The organism is Streptomyces sp. NPDC008086, assembly GCF_042957325.1.
Classification (GTDB): Bacteria; Actinomycetota; Actinomycetes; order Streptomycetales; family Streptomycetaceae; genus Streptomyces.
This window is the reverse complement of the sequence record NZ_JBIBIA010000003.1, coordinates 285697-303799: the sequence shown is the minus strand read 5'-3', so window position 1 is coordinate 303799 and position 18103 is coordinate 285697. Positions and strand designations below refer to the sequence as shown.

Annotated in this window: 10 protein-coding genes and 1 pseudogene; 4 read left to right on the top strand and 7 right to left on the bottom strand. The window is 72.1% G+C overall.

Going from position 1 to position 18103, the window contains the following annotated elements; all coding sequences use genetic code 11:
• Positions 1-30: 30 nt before the first annotated feature.
• Positions 31-3618: a cobaltochelatase subunit CobN gene (gene cobN, locus ACFZBP_RS11595; RefSeq protein ID WP_391412108.1), complete on the top strand. Its 3588-nt coding sequence runs from the start codon at positions 31-33 to the stop codon at positions 3616-3618.
• A 79-nt stretch (positions 3619-3697) separates the two neighbouring features.
• Here cobN and ACFZBP_RS11590 read toward each other — a convergent pair whose 3' ends face one another.
• Positions 3698-5353: a purine-cytosine permease family protein gene (locus tag ACFZBP_RS11590; protein ID WP_391412106.1), complete on the bottom strand. Its 1656-nt coding sequence runs from the start codon at positions 5351-5353 to the stop codon at positions 3698-3700.
• Between the two features lie 299 nt (positions 5354-5652).
• Between ACFZBP_RS11590 and ACFZBP_RS11585 the strand changes: the two genes are divergently transcribed.
• On the top strand, positions 5653-7341 hold the full coding sequence (locus tag ACFZBP_RS11585) for a phospholipid carrier-dependent glycosyltransferase (protein ID WP_391412104.1): 1689 nt from the start codon (positions 5653-5655) through the stop codon (positions 7339-7341).
• Between the two features lie 11 nt (positions 7342-7352).
• On the opposite strand, the gene ACFZBP_RS11580 is transcribed toward ACFZBP_RS11585, so the two are convergent.
• Positions 7353-7649 carry a hypothetical protein gene (locus ACFZBP_RS11580; protein WP_391412102.1) on the bottom strand — a complete coding sequence of 99 codons (297 nt, stop codon included), beginning with the start codon at positions 7647-7649 and terminating at the stop codon, positions 7353-7355.
• A 250-nt stretch (positions 7650-7899) separates the two neighbouring features.
• Here ACFZBP_RS11580 and ACFZBP_RS11575 point away from each other — a divergent pair, with 250 nt between their 5' ends.
• Entirely contained in the window at positions 7900-8922 is a 1023-nt protein-coding gene (locus ACFZBP_RS11575) for a substrate-binding domain-containing protein (protein WP_391412099.1), read from the top strand.
• 51 nt (positions 8923-8973) lie between these two features.
• Here the strand turns inward: ACFZBP_RS11575 and ACFZBP_RS11570 are convergent, their stop codons facing one another.
• The 3 genes and pseudogenes from ACFZBP_RS11570 to ACFZBP_RS11560 form a co-directional block, all read right to left on the bottom strand.
• Positions 8974-10503: an aldehyde dehydrogenase family protein gene (locus ACFZBP_RS11570; RefSeq protein WP_391412997.1), complete on the bottom strand. Its 1530-nt coding sequence runs from the start codon at positions 10501-10503 to the stop codon at positions 8974-8976.
• Positions 10504-10536: 33 nt separating this feature from the next.
• Positions 10537-11925 (bottom strand): annotated as a pseudogene (locus ACFZBP_RS11565) (2-oxoadipate dioxygenase/decarboxylase family protein); the annotation flags it as partial.
• A gap of 21 nt (positions 11926-11946) precedes the next feature.
• Entirely contained in the window at positions 11947-13119 is a 1173-nt protein-coding gene (locus ACFZBP_RS11560; protein ID WP_391412097.1) for an FAD-dependent oxidoreductase, read from the bottom strand.
• Between the two features lie 142 nt (positions 13120-13261).
• Here ACFZBP_RS11560 and ACFZBP_RS11555 point away from each other — a divergent pair, with 142 nt between their 5' ends.
• A complete protein-coding gene (locus ACFZBP_RS11555) occupies positions 13262-14182 on the top strand; it encodes a LysR substrate-binding domain-containing protein (RefSeq protein WP_391412095.1) in 921 nt (306 codons plus the stop codon).
• Between the two features lie 97 nt (positions 14183-14279).
• Here the strand turns inward: ACFZBP_RS11555 and ACFZBP_RS11550 are convergent, their stop codons facing one another.
• Both ACFZBP_RS11550 and ACFZBP_RS11545 read right to left on the bottom strand, forming a co-directional pair.
• Complete coding sequence (locus tag ACFZBP_RS11550) at positions 14280-17201, bottom strand: aldehyde dehydrogenase family protein (protein WP_391412093.1); 2922 nt, start codon at positions 17199-17201, stop codon at positions 14280-14282.
• A gap of 14 nt (positions 17202-17215) precedes the next feature.
• On the bottom strand, positions 17216-17824 hold the full coding sequence (locus ACFZBP_RS11545; protein ID WP_391412091.1) for a phosphopantetheine-binding protein: 609 nt from the start codon (positions 17822-17824) through the stop codon (positions 17216-17218).
• Positions 17825-18103: the final 279 nt, after the last annotated feature.

The window sequence follows — 18103 nt, the reverse complement described above, 5'->3', positions numbered from 1 at the left end:
CGCGGACACCCCGAGGAAGGCCGACGCCGCATGATCCTTCTGCTGTCGACGTCCGACACCGACCTGCTCAGCGCCCGCGCGGCGAACGGCCCCGTGCCCTACCGCTTCGCCAACCCCGCTCGGCTCCCGCTCGACGACCTGCCCGCGCTCCTCGACGGCGTCGCCCTCGTCGTCGTACGCCTCCTCGGCGGTCTGCGCGCCTGGCAGGAAGGCCTCGACCTGCTCCTCGCCGACGGCCGCCCGGTCGTCGTCCTGACCGGCGAACAGGCCCCGGACGCCCAGCTGATGGCCGCCTCCACGGTGCCGGTCGGCATCGCCGCCGAGGCCCACGCCTACCTCGCCCACGGTGGTCCGGCCAACCTGGAGCAGCTCGCCCGCTTCCTGTCGGACACGGTCCTGCTCACCGGGCACGGCTTCGAGGCACCGGCGGCCGCCCCCAGCTGGGGCCCGCTGGAGCGCGAGTCCCGGGCCGACGGCCCGACGATCGCCGTGCTCTACTACCGCGCCCACCACATGAGCGGCAACACGGCGTTCGTGGGCGCCCTGTGCGACGCGATCGAGGACGCGGGCGGCCGGCCGCTGCCGCTGTACGTCGCTTCCCTGCGGGCCCCGGAGCCCGAACTCATCGACGAACTGCGCGCCGCCGACGCCATCGTCACCACCGTGCTCGCCGCGGGCGGCACCAAGCCCGCCGAGGCGTCCGCCGGCGGCGACGACGAGTCCTGGGACGCGGGCGCCCTGACCTCCCTCGACGTGCCGATCCTCCAGGCCCTGTGCCTGACCGGACCCCGGTCCGCGTGGGAGGAGAACGACGAGGGCGTCTCCCCGCTCGACGCCGCCAGCCAGATCGCCGTACCCGAGTTCGACGGCCGGCTCATCACCGTGCCGTTCTCCTTCAAGGAGATCGACGCCGACGGCCTGCCCGCCTACGTCGCCGACCCCGAGCGCGCGGCGCGCGTCGCCGGAATCGCCGTACGCCACGCCCGGCTTCGGCACATCCCGGCCGCCGACAAGCGCCTCGCCCTCGTCCTGTCCGCCTACCCGACCAAGCACTCCCGGATCGGCAACGCGGTCGGCCTCGACACCCCCGCCAGCGCCGTCGCGCTGCTCAGGCGGCTCAAGGCCGAGGGCTACGACTTCGGCGACACCGACATCCCCGGGCTGGTCTCCGGCGACGGCGACGAGCTGATCCGCGCGCTCATCGAGGCCGGCGGCCACGACCAGAACTGGCTCACCGAGGAGCAGTTGGCCCGCAACCCGGTGCGGATCCCGGCGGCCGACTACCGGCGCTGGTTCGCCACGCTGCCGGAAGAGCTGCGGACGGCCGTCGAGCAGCACTGGGGTCCGGCGCCCGGCGAGATGTTCGTCGACCGCAGCCGCAACGAGGAGGGCGACATCGTCCTCGCGGCCCTGCGCTTCGGCAACCTGCTGATCCTCATCCAGCCCCCGCGCGGCTTCGGCGAGAACCCGATCGCGATCTACCACGACCCGGACCTGCCCCCCTCGCACCACTACCTCGCCGCCTACCGCTGGATCGCGGCCCGCGCCGAGGACGGCGGTTTCGGCGCCGACGCGATGATTCACCTCGGCAAGCACGGCAACCTGGAGTGGCTGCCCGGCAAGAACGCCGGCCTGTCCGCCGCCTGCGGCCCCGACGCGGCCCTCGGCGACCTGCCGCTGATCTACCCGTTCCTGGTCAACGACCCCGGCGAGGGCACCCAGGCCAAGCGCCGCGTCCACGCCACCCTCATCGACCACCTCGTCCCGCCCATGGCCCGCGCCGACTCCTACGGCGACATCGCGCGCCTGGAGCAACTCCTCGACGAGTACGCCCAGATCTCCTCCATGGACCCGGCCAAGCTCCCCGCCATCCGCGCCCAGATCTGGACCCTCATCCAGGCCGCCAAGCTCGACCACGACCTCGGCATGGCCGACCGCCCCGACGACGACGGCTTCGACGACTTCCTGCTGCACGTCGACGGCTGGCTGTGCGAGGTCAAGGACGCCCAGATCCGCGACGGCCTGCACGTCCTCGGCGCTCCGCCGCAGGGCGCCGACCGAGTCAACCTCGTCCTCGCCATCCTGCGCGCCCGCCAGATCTGGGGCGGCACCACCGCTCTGCCCGGCCTGCGCGAGGCCCTCGGTCTGGACGAGTCCGCCGCGACCCGTACCACGGCCGACGAGGCGGAGGACAAGGCCCGCGCCCTGGTCCAGGCGATGGACGACGCGGGCTGGGACCCGGCCGCCGTCCCCACCGAGCACGGCGAACAGGTCGCCGCCATCCTGGAGTTCGCCGCCCGCGAGGTCGTCCCGCGCCTCGCCGCCACCACCGCCGAACTCGACCACGCCCTGCACGCCCTCAATGGCGGCTTCGTCCCCGCCGGCCCGTCCGGCTCACCTCTGCGCGGTCTGGTCAACGTCCTGCCGACGGGCCGCAACTTCTACTCCGTCGACCCCAAGGCCGTCCCGTCCCGCCTCGCCTGGGAGACCGGCCAGGCCCTCGCGGACTCGTTGCTGGAGCGCTATCGCACCGACAACGGCGACTGGCCCACCTCCGTCGGTCTCTCCCTGTGGGGCACGAGCGCGATGCGCACGGCGGGCGACGACGTCGCCGAGGCCCTCGCGCTGCTCGGCGTCCGCCCGGTCTGGGACGACGCCTCGCGCCGGGTGACGGGCCTGGAGGCCATCCCGTACGAGGAGCTGGGCCGCCCCCGCATCGACGTGACCCTGCGTATCTCGGGCTTCTTCCGGGACGCGTTCCCGCACACGATCGGCCTGCTCGACGACGCCGTACGGCTGGCCGCCTCGCTGGAGGAGCCCGCCGAGGCCAACCACGTCCGCGCCCACGTCCAGGCCGACCTCGCGGCCCACGGCGACGAACGCCGCGCCACCACCCGCATCTTCGGCTCCCGCCCGGGGACCTACGGTGCCGGACTGCTGCAGCTCATCGACTCCCGCGACTGGCGCACCGACGCCGACCTCGCCGAGGTCTACACCGTCTGGGGCGGCTACGCCTACGGCCGTGAACTCGACGGCCGTCCGGCGCGCGACGAGATGGAGACGGCGTACAAGCGGATCGCCGTCGCCGCCAAGAACACGGACACCCGCGAGCACGACATCGCCGACTCCGACGACTACTTCCAGTACCACGGCGGCATGGTGGCCACCGTCCGCGCCCTGCGCGGCACCGCCCCCGAGGCCTACATCGGCGACTCCACCCGGCCCGAGACGGTCCGCACCCGCACGCTCGTCGAGGAGACCTCGCGTGTCTTCCGCGCCCGTGTCGTCAACCCGAAGTGGATCGAGGCGATGCGCCGCCACGGCTACAAGGGCGCCTTCGAACTCGCCGCCACCGTGGACTACTTGTTCGGCTACGACGCCACGACCGGCGTGATCGCCGACTGGATGTACGACAAGCTCACCGAGACCTACGTCCTGGACCCCACCAACCGCGAGTTCCTCCAGGAGGCCAACCCCTGGGCCCTGCACGGCATCGCCGAGCGGCTGCTGGAGGCGGAGTCGCGCGGGATGTGGGAGAAGCCGGACCCGGCGGTGCTGGAGGCGCTGCGGCAGGTGTACCTGGAGACCGAGGGTGACCTGGAGGGCGGCGAGGCATAGCCGCGTGACACGGCGAAGGGCTCCCGCAAGCGACCGCCTGCGGGAGCCCTTCACTGTGTCCTTTGGGGTTGGCGTGTCCTCAGGCTCCGGCGGGCGCCGCGGGCAGTACGTGGTCGCCGACCTTGTCCGTGCTCAGGCACAGGGAGCAGACGACGGCGTCGTGTGTCTGGCAGGCGGCCACGTCGGGGCGCTCGAACTGCTGCCGGCAGACGTGGCAGTCGTAGGTGACGGCGCTGGGGTTGCCGTCCTCGTCCAGCAGCGGCTCGGCGATGCCGTCGTCGGTGCGGCGCAGGTAGTACCTGCCCTTGGTGACGATCGCCATCAGCGGGGTGAGGACGAAGGCGATGACCGCGGCGGCGACCGGGGAGTACGGCTGGAGGGTGTCGCCGAGGGCGTGGAAGTACATGGCGATGGAGAGGCCGGAGGCGGCGACGAAGGCCACCACGCCCACGGGGTTGACGGCGTAGAGCATGCCCCGGCGGAACTCGGGCTGGAGCGGGGAGAGCTTCAGCAGGTACTTGTTGACGCCGATGTCGGTGGCGACCGTGACGACCCAGGCGATGGCGCAGTTCGAGTAGAAGCCCAGGATGCTGTTGAGGAAGCTGAACATGTCGGCCTCCATCAGCGCGAGCGCGAAGGCCAGGTTGACCAGGACGAAGATCATGCGGCCCGGGTAGCGTCCGGTGACACGGGTGAAGGAGTTCGTCCAGGCCAGGGAGCCGGAGTAGGCGTTCGTCACATTGATCTTGATCTGGCTGATCACGACCAGGGCCACGGCCAGCGGGACGACGATCCAGGACGGCAGCATCGCGTCGAAGGCGTGCTTGAACTGCTGGATCGGCTCGGGCGCCGCGGCCGGACCGACCTCGGCGAGGATGTACACCGCGAGGAACACGCCGATGGCCTGCTTCAGGGCGCCCAGCACCACCCAGCCGGGCCCGGCCATCACCACGGCCGTCCACCAGGCGCGCTTGTTCGCCTCGGTCTTGGGCGGCATGAAGCGCAGGTAGTCGATCTGCTCGCCGATCTGCGCGATCAGGGAGAGGCACACGCCCGCGCCGAGCAGCACGGCCGCGGTGTTGACCCCGCCCTCGCCGTCGGTGCCGGCGTAGGCGAGGAAGCGGTCGACGGTGCCGGGGTCGGTGGCGACCAGGTAGACCAGTGGGGCGACCATCAGCAGCAGCCAGATCGGCGTCGTCCACACCTGGAGCTTGCTCAGCGCCTTCATGCCGTAGATCACCAGCGGGATCACCATGAGCGTGGAGACCAGGTAGCCCAGCCACAGCGGCAGTCCGAGGCCCAGCTTGAGGCCCTGGGCCATGATCGAGCCCTCGAGGGCGAAGAAGATGAAGGTGAAGCTGGCGAAGATGACACTGGTGAGGACCGAACCGAAGTAGCCGAAGCCGGAACCGCGGGTGATGAGGTCCAGGTCGATGTTGTAGCGGGCCCCGTAGTAGGCCAGCGGGAAGCCGGTCACGAAGATGACGACGGCCGCGACGGCGATCGCGAGCAGCGCGTTGCCGGTGCCGTGGGCCAGGCCGATGCCGGCGCCGATGGAGAAGTCGGCCATGTAGGCGATGCCGCCGAGCGCGGTCGTCGCCACCACCATCGGGGTCCAGCGGCGGTAACTGCGCGGCGCGAAACGGAGGGTGTAGTCCTCCAGAGTCTCCTTGACCGCCTGGTCGGCGGATGGTGTCGGGTCTGCCGCAGCCGACCGTGACTCTGTGGTGCTCATGTCACGCCTCCCGGTGGCGCTCGGTTCGGGTGGTGGGGGGACGAGTGGGAGCCCGCTTGGCGTCGTCGGCAGGGCGGGGGAGTGGACGGATCGTCATGAGCCGTCGGAGCGGCCTGTATACGACTCCGCTCCCACGGGCCGCCACGTTAGAAAGCGGTTGTTTCCATGGGGGCCGACTGCGGTGAACGGGATGTTTCCTGGACCTCACCCTGCGTCGCCGCGCTGCCCTGTTCGGGGTGCGGCCGGGCTCGGCCCGACTCGGTTCCGTCCGTTCGAGGCCGTCCGATTAAGGTCGTCCGATGACGAGTAGCAGCGTGTCGCGTGCCGACGTCCTCGACGGCACCCCACCGAGCACCGCGTCCGACAACTGGCGGGAGCGTCTGCGCCTGTTCGGGTACGCCGGAGGCCCTCGCACCGACACCCGCGAACGTCTCGTGCCGCCCTTTCCCGAGCCGACGCGGACGGATCGGGCCGCACGGGCGACGAGTTGGCTGGGCCCCGTACTCGTCGCCCTCTTCGCCGGTGCGCTCCGCTTCTGGCACCTGGGAAGCCCCCGGACCCTCGTCTTCGACGAGACCTACTACGCCAAGGACGCCTGGTCCCTGCTGAAGTTGGGCTACGAGGGCACCTGGCCGGACCGCAAGGTCGCCGACCCGCAGATACTCGCGGACCCTCAGGTGATCCCGCTCTCCGACACCGGGGCTTTCGTCGCGCACCCGCCGATGGGGAAGTGGGTGATGGCCCTCGGCGAGTGGGGCTTCGGCCTCACCCCCTTCGGCTGGCGCTTCATGACGGCCGTCCTCGGCACACTGTCCGTGCTCATGCTGTGCCGAATAGGCCGCCGCCTCTGCCGCTCCACGGCACTGGGCTGTCTGGCCGGCGCGCTGATGGCCGTGGACGGTCTGCACTACGTGATGAGCCGTACCGCTCTGCTCGACCTCGTCGTGATGTTCTTCGTACTGGCGGCGTTCGGATCCCTGCTGATCGACCGCGACCGCGCACGCGCCCGGCTCGCGGCGGCCCTGCCCGTCGGCCAGGACGGCAGCGCACGCCCGGACGCGCGTACCGGCGACCGCGCCGGGACAGGACCGCGCCCGTGGCGGCTCGCCGCCGGCCTCTTCCTGGGCCTCGCGGCCGCCACCAAGTGGAACGGCCTGTACTTCCTCGCCTTCTTCATGGTCCTGACCCTGCTGTGGGACGTCGGCGCCCGTCGCGTGGCGGGGGCGCGGCGCCCGTACCTCGCCGTTCTGCGCAAGGACCTCGGCTGGTCGGTGCTGTCCGTCGTGCCGGTCGCCGTGGTGACGTATCTGACGACGTGGACCGGCTGGTTCCTGTCGGACAACGGCTACGCGCGCCACTGGGCGGACGGCCGCGGCGGCCCCTGGTCGTGGATCCCGGCGCCGCTGCGCAGCCTGTGGCACTACGAGTACGGGGTCTACCAGTTCAACGTCGGGCTGCACTCCTTCCACAAGTACGAGTCCAACCCCTGGAGTTGGCTGGTCCTCGGCCGCCCCGTGCTGTTCGACTACGAGTCCGTGCCGGCCGGGCGGGACGGCTGCGGTGCGACCGCCGACTGCTCGCAGGCGATCCTCGCACTGGGCACACCGCTCCTGTGGTGGTCGGCGTGCGGCGCGCTGCTGTATCTCCTTCACCGCTGGGCCCTGCGCCGCGACTGGCGGGCCGGCGCCGTCCTGTGCGCGGTCGGCGCCGGCTATCTGCCCTGGTTCCTGTACCAGGACCGCACGATCTTCTCCTTCTACGCGGTCGTCTTCGTGCCGTACCTCTGCCTCGCCGTGGCCATGATGCTCGGCGCGCTGCTGGGGCCACGCGGGGCGAGCGAGAGACGCCGCCTGTGGGGCGCGGTGTCGGCGGGCGCGCTGGGGCTGCTGATCGCCTGGAACTTCATCTACCTCTTCCCGGTCTACACCGGGCAGACGATCCCGTACGCCGACTGGCACGCCCGGATGTGGCTGGACACCTGGATCTGAGCCCTACGACGTCACAGGGCGGCCAGCGGTGTGACGGCGACCTGGTCGATCACCGGGGCGTACGGCGATCGCTGGTCGTACTGGTGGTAAAGGTGTGGGCGTCGGTCACCTTGGCCGCCCCGGAGAGCGTGTGTGCCCTTCTCGGCCTGGTACACGGTGGTCTTCAACGTGCCCTCGGACCTCGCGACCCGTAGCCGGTCGAGGACCAGCGCACCGGACGTGCCGGTCACCGTGATCTTGTTGATGCCGCCCGACAGGAACAGCCTGACCGTGTCCGTGCCCTTCCTGGCGCCTCCGGCCTTCGGCACGTCGAGGGGCTCGCCGTTGAGCGCCGGACCGCGCCCGGCCCGGAGGCTCCGGCATACCGGTAGCCGGGTGCGCTGCCGCTGAGCGTCGCGTACTCGGCCTCGTAGATCGCCGGCGTGGTCATCCGGTAGTCGCGGTCCTCGGTACCCCCACACCGTGCGACCGATAGGCTGCGGTACGACGACGCGTCGAACCGGTTCGAGCAGCTTCGAGCAACTCAAGCGACTCGGGTAATTCGAGCAAGGAGCCCCCGTGAACATCGGTGAGATCGCCCGACGGGCCGGTGTCTCGCGGAGCACCGTGTCGTACGCGCTCAGCGGCAAGCGCCCGGTGTCGGACGACACGCGCCGGAAGATCCAGCAGGTCGTCGACGAGCTGGGCTACCGGCCCAGCGCGAGTGCCCGCGCGCTGGCCAACGGCCGGACCAGCACCATCGGTCTGGTCTTCCCACCGGCCGGCAACCACTACACGGGCATGCAGCTGGACTTCATCGGCAGTGTGGTGGAGGCCGCCGCGGCCCACGACTACGACGTGCTGCTGTCTCCGAGCGGTGTGGACAGCGACCGTTCGTTCCAGCGGCTGCTGGGGGAGCGGCGGGTCGACGGGGCGATCCTGATGGAGATCAGGCTGGAGGACGACCGGGTCGATCACCTGGCCGACCTGGGCTTCCCGGCCGTCGCCATCGGCCGGACCGCGCATCCGGAGGGCGGCTGGTGGGTGGGCCTGGACCACACCGCGCTGGCGGCGGCCTGTGTCCACCACCTCGCCGACCTCGGTCACCGCCGGGTCGCCTTCGTCAACCGTCCCGAGCAACTGCTGCGGGCCGGCTACGAGTCCGCGCACCGCGGCCTGGACGGCTTCACCAAAGCCGCGGCCGAGCGCGGCCTGAAGGTGCGGACGTACTGCTGCGGGGACGACGCCGCCTCCGGCCAGGCATGCCTGGAGCGGATCCTGCACGACGACCCGGCCACCACCGCCCTGGTCACGCTCAACGAGGCCGCGCTGGGCGGACTCTACCGGGGGCTCGCCCAGGCCGGCCGCCATGTGCCGCGCGACTTCTCCGTCACCGGAGTGGTGGCCGGCCGATGGGCGGAGACCGTCACCCCGCAGCTCACCGCGGCCGACGTACCGGCCGAGGAGATGGGCCACCGCGCCGTCGAGCTCCTGGTCGAACGACTGGACCACCCGGACGCCCCCGCCCGGCACCACCTCCTGGCACCCCCCATCTCCCTGCGCGCCAGCACCGGCCCCGCCTCCGGCGCCACCCGGACCTGACCCACCCAGCTCCCTCCTGCTCGCCGCGGCACACGCACGCCGGGACGGCGATCAGAGGAAGCTGACCCCCTGGGCCAGGGCGAGTTCGCTGGAGTAGTTGATGGTGTTGGTGGCCGAGCGCATGTAGGCCTTCCAGGCGTCCGAGCCGGACTCGCGGCCGCCGCCGGTGTCCTTCTCGCCGCCGAAGGCGCCGCCGATCTCGGCTCCCGAGGTGCCGATGTTGACGTTGGCGATGCCGCAGTCGGAGCCGGCGGCGGAGAGGAAGATCTCGGCCTCCTGCTGGTCGCGGGTGAAGATGCTGGAGGACAGGCCCTGGGGGACGTCGTTGTGCAGGGCGATGGCCTCCTCCAGGGTGTCGTAGGTGAGGACGTACAGGATGGGCGCGAAGGTCTCCTCCCGTACGACGTCGGTCTGTTCGTCGACGCGGACGAGGACCGGCTCGACGTAGGCGGCGGAAGGCGCGGCCTCGGACAGCCGCCGGTTGCCGCCCGCCAGGACCTTGCCGCCCTCGGCCTGGACGCGGGAGACGGCGGCCCGCATGGTGTCGAGGGCCTTGGTGGAGATGAGCGGGCCGACCAGGGTCGTCTCGTCGAACGGGCTGCCGATCGGCAGCTTGCCGTAGGCGGCGGTCAGCCGCTCGACGAGCGTGTCGGCGATGTCGCGGTGGACGATGAGCCGGCGCAGCGTGGTGCAGCGCTGGCCCGCCGTGCCGGCCGCGGCGAAGACGATGCCCTGGACGGCGAGGTCCAGGTCGGCCGACGGGGCGACGATCGCGGCGTTGTTCCCCCCGAGTTCCAGCAGACTGCGGCCGAAGCGCGCGGCGACCCGGGGACCGACCTCGCGGCCCATGCGGGTCGAACCGGTCGCGCTGACCAGGGCGACGCGGGGATCGTCGACCAGCTTCTCGCCCACCGCCCGGTCGCCGAGCAGGAGCCGGTGCACGTCGCGCGGCGCACCGGCCTCGTCGGCGGCGCGGGCCAGCAGGTGGTCGCAGGCCAGGGAGATCAGCGGCGTGAGCTCGGAGGGCTTCCAGATCACGGTGTCGCCGCAGACGAGGGCGACGGCGGTGTTCCAGGACCACACGGCGGCCGGGAAGTTGAACGCCGAGATGACGCCGACCACACCCAGGGGGTGCCAGGTCTCGGCGAGGCGGTGGCCGGGGCGTTCGGAGGCGATCGTACGGCCGTACAACTGACGGGACAGACCGACCGCGAAGTCGCAGATGTCGATCATCTCCTGGATCTCGCCGAGCGCCTCGGAGCGGATCTTGCCCGCCTCGATGGTGACGAGGTCCGCGAGGTCGCTCTTGTGCTCGCGCAGCAACTCGCCCAGTCGGCGCACGAGTTCACCACGGCGTGGGGCGGGCGTGGTGCGCCAGGTCAGGAAGGCCGCACGACTGGCCGTGACCGCCTCGTCGGTGTCGGCCCCGGTGGCGGCCGGCAGCCCGAAGAGGTCCTCGCCGGTGAGGGGCGTGCGGGCCTGGAAGTCGCCGCCCTCGGGGACGACGGCTCCGATGCGGTCCAGGGCCGTGCGGGCGCGGGCGCGCAGTTCGTCGGTCGTGGGCAGGGCGGTGCGGGTCATGATGCTCCTTGTCCGGTCAGGGGGTGTGAGTGGTGAGGGGGCGAGGCCCAGCCGCTCGCACACGGCCGTGAGGGAGGCGTCGCGCTGCTCCGCGTAGAGCGCGAACGGGTCCAGCACCTCGCGTCCGACGGCGCCGGAAAGCCAGGCCGTGTCGTAGGCGGTGCCCTCCCGGCCGTTGTCGCGGGTGCCCTCGCCGCTGAGGTTGGACTGGAAGATCCCGGCGGCCGAGCGGGGCAGGAAGTCCTCGTAGACGATGGGCTCGGCCCGCACCCAGCCCCGCTCCACCAGTTCGCCGGGCGTGGCGGGCGGCGCGCTCCCGTCGCGGGGCCGGTCGTCCACGAGCCGGTAGGTGAAGTACGCGAGGCCCCGCGCGGCGAGTTCCTCCTCGCTGCCCGGCATGTGCCGCTCCCACACGGCGCGCGCGATGTCACCGCGGGCCTCGGCGGGACTGTGGGACGCCCGCTCGTCGACCCGGCCCAGGAGCTGGTCGTAGAGGGCGCGACCCTGGCGGGTGAGGGCGATGCCGCGGGCCTCGACCTCGCCGAAGCGCACCCGCAGCGCGCCGCTCACGACACTGCCGTCCGCGAGACGCATCGCGCGCGGCTCGGCCAGCGCCCGGAAGGAGGTCTGCCGCAGCAGCACGTCGGGCCCCTTCCAGGCCGGCGGGCCCTGGATGGTGTCGATCATCTCGATGCCGCGCTCCGTCATACGGCGGTACAGCTCGTCGATGTCGAGGACGCGCGGGGTGAGGTGGTTGATGTGGGTGCTGCGGACCCCGCCGATGTCCGCGGCGACGGCGGAGATCCGCTCCAGGGTCCCGTACCACGCCCGGTCGACCGGTTCGCTCGACAACTCGAAGGCGCCGACGGCCAGTCGGAGGAACCGCTCGGCGTCCTCCTCGGGCAGCTCCCGGTCGGCCTCGGCCCGGTCGGCCAGCGCCAGCAGCTCCGGCGGGAACAGCTCGCGGGCGGCGAGGAAGGCCTCCAGGCGTGCGCGCAGGTCGGCGTCGAAGAAGCGGGGGTCGGCCGGGGTGAGCATGGAGGTGAACACCCGGAAGGGATTGCGGGCCAGTTCCTCGCCGTCGACCGGGCGGAAGGCGGTGGAGACGACGGGCACCGCGCTCGCGGCGGCCTCCCGCAGGTCGTAGAAGCCGACCGGGCGCATGCCGAGAGCGCCGAAGACACGGGCGACCTGCTGGAGTTCCCGCGGGGTGCCGACGCGGATCGCCCCGTGCCGCTCGGCCGTCACCCGTCCGATGGAGCCCAGGCGTTCGGCGTCGGCGCCCCGCTCTCGCAGCACGTCCTCGTTGACCTCGCGCGAGACGTCCACGAGCGTGGTGTAGGCGGGCACCTCCTGCCCGTACATCCGCGACAGCCGCTCCGCGAACGCGGCCCGCAGCCGCCACTGACTGATCGTTGACATGCGTCGGCCCTCCTACGGGGGTCACACCACGTGGGCTTCGGGGCGGATCCGGGCGCCGTGCCGGAACCGGTCGGCGCTGAGCGGGGAGATGTCCGTGAACGGTTCACGGCCCAGGTAGAGATCGCGCACGATCTCGCCGACCGCGGGCGCCTGGAGGAACCCGTGGCCGGAGAACCCGGTGGCGTAAAGGAAGTTGGGGACGGCGCCGGAGCGGCCGATCAGGGCGTTGTGGTCCGGCGTGACCTCGTACAGGCCCGCCCAGCCGCCGACCGTCCGCATCTCGGCCAGCGCCGGGGCGCGGCGGCGGGCGGCGGCGCGGAACAGCTCCAGCCACTCCGGGGTCCAGGTGGTGTCGAAGCCGTCCTCCTGGCCGGGGTCGGCCAGCCCGAACAGCAGCCCGTCGTCGCTGTTGTGGAAGTAGGCGGTGGAGGAGAAGTCGATGGTGAACGGGATGCGCGGCGCGGGCGGCAACAGCGGTTCGGTGAACGCCAGTTGCCGTCGCACGGGCCGCACGGGGAGGTCGACTCCGGCCATGGCGCCGATCCGCGCCGACCAGGCACCCGCCGTACAGATCACGGTGGCGCAGGCGATGCGTCCGCGGCCGGTGTGTACGCCGGTGACGTGTTCCCCGGCCGTGTCGAGGCCGGTGACGGCGGTGTGGGTGGCGAGGACGACGCCGGCCCGCGCGGCCGCCCGGGCGTAGCCCTGGACGACCAGGGCGGGCCGGGCGTGTCCGTCGGCGGGGGAGTGGACGGCGGCCACCAAGCCCTCGGTGCTGACGTAGGGACACAGGCGCCGTGCCTCGTCGGCGCCGATCATGCGGCTCGGCACGCCCAGGCTGTTCTGCAGGGCGACTCCGGCCTCGAAGGCCTTCACCTGCTCCTCGTCGTCGAGCAGGAAGAGGTAGCCGACGGTGTCGAGCCGGATGCCGGCGCCCGGCCGGTGCGGGAAGTCCCCGTAGGCACGCAGGCTGCGGCTGCCCAACTCGATGTTGAGCGGGTCGGAGAACTGGGCGCGCACGCCCCCGATCGGCTTGCCGGAACTGCCGCAGCCGAGGTCACCGCGCTCGACGACGACGATGTCGCGTACCCCCGCCTCGGCGAGGTGGAACGCGACGCTCGTGCCCATGACACCACCACCGATGATCACGACATTGGCGCGGGACGGAACGGCACGGTGGACGGAGGAGGACAACGGACCACTCCCTTGCAGGCTGTGGGTACGGAAGTACAGAGGTCCAGAGGGATGCCGGTCAGCTATCTGTTCGTCATCGTGCAGCAGCCCAAACATTGACGTCCATCAACAGTTACTGCGGGAGACCTTTTAGAGTCCCTATATGGACTGGACGAGCGCGCAGCTGCGTGCCCTGGTGGAACTGACCCGGCGCGGCACCATCACCGCCGTCGCGGAGGCCCTCGGATACACCCCCGGCGGCGTCTCCCAGCAGATCGCGGCGCTGGAGAAGGCCACCGGCATGCGGCTGCTGCGCAGAGCCGGACGCCGGGTGGAACTCACGGACGCCGGGGCGACGCTGGCCCTGCACGCCCAGCGCATCCTCACCACCGAGGCCGAGGCCGTCGAGGCGCTGGAGCGCACCCGCAACGAGATCTCCGGGACGCTGCGGATCGGCCTCTTCGCGACCGCCGCCGCCGAGATCCTGCCGCCGGCCCTGCGGCGGATCCGCGAGCTGCATCCGGGCGTGACCGTCCGCAGCAGGGACATGGACGTGGACGAGGTGTACGACGCGGTCGCCGGCGGCGGAGTCGACCTGGCGCTCGGCCTCGACTACCCGGACGTGCCCATCCCCCGCGATCCGTCGCTGAGCGTCCGCGAACTGTTCCGGGAGCGCTTCTCGCTCGCGGTACCCGCGGGGGCGATGCCGGGCCGACGGCGCGTCTCCCTCTCCGACGCCGGCGACCATGGCTGGATCCTTCCGTCCGTCGGCAGCTACTACGGCCGTGCCGTGCTCACCGCCTGCCGTCGAGCAGGCTTCGAACCACAGGTCCGCCACGAGGTGACCGACACGGCCGCCACCCTCGCGCTGGTCGAGTCCGGCGTCGGCGTCAGCGTCGTGACGGACCTGATGCTGCGACTGCGCCCGTCCCGCCTCGACGTGCTGGAACTGCAGGAGAAGATGGAACGTCACATCGTGGTCGTCTTCCGCTCCTTCGCCGAGGACCGGCCGACGGTGGCCGCCCTGGTCGACGTCCTGCGAGCCTCCTCCGACCGGCTGCCGCCGGGAGCGGCCGGAGAGTGAGCGGCGCCCGCCGACACCGTCACCGGCCTCGACGAAGCCCGACTCCGCGCCACCCCCCACAGCGCGTGCGTCATCTCGATCAGGATCTCGGAGCACTTCACCGGGCGGCGCCCTTCCGTGGGACGTCCCAGGCGACGGGCAGGACGCTGAGACCGCGCTCGAACATGCTGGGCCGCCACCGCGGCGTGCCGTCCGGTCGCAGGCCGGGTAGTCGGCGCAGCACGGTGGTGACGGCCGCCTCGGCCGTCATACGACCGATATGGGCGCCCAGGCAGTAATGGGCGCCGTGGCCGAACGCGAGATGGCCCGGCGCGGTGCGGTACAGGTCGAGACGGTCGGGGTCGGGGAAGCGCGCGGGGTCTCGGTTGGCCGCGCCGAGGCACAGGAACAGGGTGTCGTCCGCGGGGACGGTCACCTCGCCGAACTCGACGGGTTCGAGCGTGCCCCGCCAGCTCGTGAACGGCAACGGGCTCTCGTAGCGGAGCAGTTCGTTCATGCCCGTCCCGATGAGGGTGGGGTCGGCGCGGAGCGCGGCGAGCTGGTCGGGGTGTTCGAGCAGGGCGTGCAGGCTGTTGCCGACGCTGTTGATACTGGGGTCCTGGCCCGCCACGAGCATCATCATGACCTGGCCGTGCAGTTCGTCCTCGCTGATCAGACCGTCCTGGTCACGGGCCCGGACCAGCAGCGAGATCAGGTCGTCGCCCAGGGAGCGGCGCTTCTCGGCGACGGCCGCCCGCACGAAACCGTCGACCTCGTGGGCGAGCGCCGCGACATAGGGCACGTCGTTGTTCCACTCGGCGGTACGCCAGATCATCGCCCGCAGATGGTTCATCTGGGGCGGTGTGGCGCCGAGGACGGAGAACAGGACGTTGCCGCCCAGCGGATGGGCCACCGCGGCCATGAGGTCACCGCGGCCCCGGTCCACGATCCGGTCGATCCGGGCGTCGACGATGCGCTGCACCCGGGTGCGCCACTGCTCCTGCCGGGTGGGCGTGAAGAACGGCCGCATGATCGCCCGCAGTTCGCCGTGGCGCGGGTCGTCGCTGTCCAGCAGATGCACGAACAGCCGCTCCCGCAGCTCGGACGGCCAGTGCCGCAGCCACATCAGACCGGCCGGGACGCGCTTGCTGTCACAGGTCACCCGCGGATCGGTGTGCGCGGCGCGGACATCGTCGTACCGGGTCAGCAGCCAGCCCGGACCGTCCGGACTGACCACCCGGCTCACCGGACGGTGCTCACGCAGCCAGCGCAGCGTCGGGTACGGGTCGTGGTGGAACGCCTCGGTGAACGGCGCCGGCAGCCCACCGGGCAGCTCCTCGGGCGGCCAGCCAGGCGGGTACTCCCGGACGGCCTCCACCCTCGGCCTCGGCAGCGCCGGGACGTACGGCACGGCAGCCTCGGCGGGCGGCGCGGACCGGGCGACGGACACGCCCTGGAGGCGGCTGGTGCGCAGCATCGGGTAGTTGAGCTCGCCGAACCGGTCGCCGCTCAGGCCCGGCCCGCCGTGGTTGGACAGGAACGGGACGCCCGCGAGGTGCGAGTCGTTCACCCGCAGCTGCCCGCAGGAGCGCACGTCCCGGACGAACCGGTCGATGACCTCCTCGGACCGCGTCCACAGGGAGTTGCGCAGTCCGTACGCACCGGTGGCGACGAACGACACCATCTCGGTGAGGAGTTCGGCGTCGTCGCCGACCGGGTGGGGCACGGCCAGGGTCAGCAGCGGGAAGAACGTCTCGTACCGGACCGAGCGCAACTCCCGCGCCCGGCCGAGCCCGTCGACGCGGACCAGCGCCGGCTCCGCGAAGACGGCGACGTCGCACTCGTGGCCGTGGACGTCCAGATGGCGTCCGCCGGCCAGCACCCGGGCGCCCGCCCGCCGGGCGTCGGCGAGGGTGGCGTCGTACCCGGCGGTGTGGGGCGTGGCGGCCAGCACCACCTCGGGGTCGTCCGGGAAGCCGGGCCGCAGTGCCCTGACCCGCTCGGTCAGCCGGTCGGTGAGCTGGTCGGCGATCTCCGGGTGGACCAGCGCGACATGGGGCGCGCAACAGATCTGGCCGCTGCCGTGGTACGACTCCATCAGCGCCGCCACGGCCCGGTCGAGCGGCGCGTCCCGCCAGACCACGACCATGTCGTTGCCGCCGAGTTCCAGGACCGGCTTCTTGCCCGCGGCGAGACACGCCCGCTCCAACTGCTCCCCGCGGATCGAGTCGCCGAAGTACAGCACGTCGTCCACCAGCGGGCTGGCCAGCCACGCGTCCAACGCCTGGGCGGGGTCGGTGCACAGCGCCGACAGCACGCCCGGCGGGGCGCCGGCGTCGGCGAGCGCGGGCACGGCGATCCGTGCCAGCAGGTACATGGCGGCGATCGGCGCGTGCCGGGACAGCCGCACCACCAGCGCGTTGCCCGCCAGGACCGACTGGAACGCCGCGCCCACACCCAGGGCCGGGGTGTTCTGCGGCGGCTGTACGCACACCACGCCGTCCGGTACCCGGCGCAGCACCACCGACCGTCCCTCGGCCGTGTGCCGGCTCTCCATCTGCCGCAGGCACCACTGGGTGGTCTCCGGACCGAAGAAGGTGAGGAGGTCGGCGACCTCCGCGCGGGCCAGCCGCACCGGGTGCCCCTCCTCCACCAGCAGCCCGGTCAGGGTGTCCGCGTGTTCCCGCAGCCTGGCGCGGAACGCCTCGGCGAGCGTCGCGCGCCGGCCCGTCGGGCTGCCGCCCCACTCGCGCGCCGCGTCCCGTGCGGCACGCAGCGCCGCATCGAGGTGGTCGGGTCCGGCGAGGGCGCAGCGGCCCAGGATCGTCTCGGGGTGGGCGTCGGGGCTCATGCGCCCGCTGTTGAGCGCGTTGCGGTAGCAGGTGGCGCCGATGGGATCGTCGATCAGCGCGCTCGCGCGGATCGCGTAGACCCAGTCGGTGGGACCGGAGGTGGTGGCGCCGCCGATGAGCGGGCCGAAGCTGAGCAGGCCGTCGGCGCGGAACGTCGCCGGTCCGTCGGTCTTCTGACAGGTCACCATGGCAGGCCTCTCTTTCAGCCGTTGGCGGTGTCGGTGGTGCGGACGCCGAGGCGCAGCAGCACATGGCGGGCGAGGTCGGTGAGGGTGATGCCGCCCTGGAGGAGTTCCATCGGCGGGATCTCGACGTCGAGGCGTTGCCGCAGCGTGGTGAGCAGCTCGACGGCCATCAGGGAGTCGACGCCGTGGTCCTGCAGCGGCTGTCGCGGATCCAGGCGTGCGACGTCGCTCCGGAGGATCCGGGCCGGCAGTTCGGCGAGTGTGGCGCTGACGGCCTGGAGCGCCTCGTCCGCCGAGAGCCCGGCCAGGGCTGCCACGAGGTCCTGCCGGGAGTGTCCGCCGAGTTCGCCGTCGGCGGGCGGCAGAGCCGCGAGGCGGGGGGCGGGCAAGGTGCGCAGCGGGGACCAGTCCGTCAGGAACCCGCCTCCGGCGGTGTACGACTTCCGCGGCCGCGCCATCTGCGCGTCGACGAACCGCGCTGCCTCGAACCGGTCCGCCGGGACCTCGCCGACCAGATCGCGCCCGGCCGCCAGCGCCTCCCACAGCCCGGCCAGATCCACGAGCCCGCCGGGCGGTCGGCACCCCAGTCCCACGATCGCGTCCGCGGCGGACGAATCCCCCACCATCCCCACACCCCAATTCCGTAACCCTGTGTGATCGAGCGATCAGGTGGTCACCTCGAACGGTGACCGCTGTCGGGTATCGCGGAAGTCAGCCCCGGTGTGGAACGCGGCGGGAGGAGGAAACCGGTGGTCAGCGGCTGGTCACGCGGATCGGAAGGCACAATGATCACGGTAGGGCTGTGGCCGTGAAGTCGCCTATTTCGCCTGCTTTTTCACCTCAACGACGGAACGGATGATCAAAGAGACGAATCCGGAGGGCGTGGAAACGGGGTGGGGGAGCCC

Excerpts from the sequence above, each read along its gene's own strand:
- ACFZBP_RS11570 (WP_391412997.1), bottom strand. The coding sequence starts at position 10,503 with ATGACCCGCACCGCCCTGCCCACGACCGACGAACTGCGCGCCCGCGCC.
- ACFZBP_RS11550 (WP_391412093.1), bottom strand. The coding sequence starts at position 17,201 with ATGGTGACCTGTCAGAAGACCGACGGACCGGCGACGTTCCGCGCCGAC.
- cobN (WP_391412108.1), top strand. The coding sequence starts at position 31 with ATGATCCTTCTGCTGTCGACGTCCGACACCGACCTGCTCAGCGCCCGC.
- ACFZBP_RS11555 (WP_391412095.1), top strand. The coding sequence starts at position 13,262 with ATGGACTGGACGAGCGCGCAGCTGCGTGCCCTGGTGGAACTGACCCGG.
- ACFZBP_RS11590 (WP_391412106.1), bottom strand. The coding sequence starts at position 5,353 with ATGAGCACCACAGAGTCACGGTCGGCTGCGGCAGACCCGACACCATCC.
- ACFZBP_RS11545 (WP_391412091.1), bottom strand. The coding sequence starts at position 17,824 with ATGGTGGGGGATTCGTCCGCCGCGGACGCGATCGTGGGACTGGGGTGC.
- ACFZBP_RS11585 (WP_391412104.1), top strand. The coding sequence starts at position 5,653 with ATGACGAGTAGCAGCGTGTCGCGTGCCGACGTCCTCGACGGCACCCCA.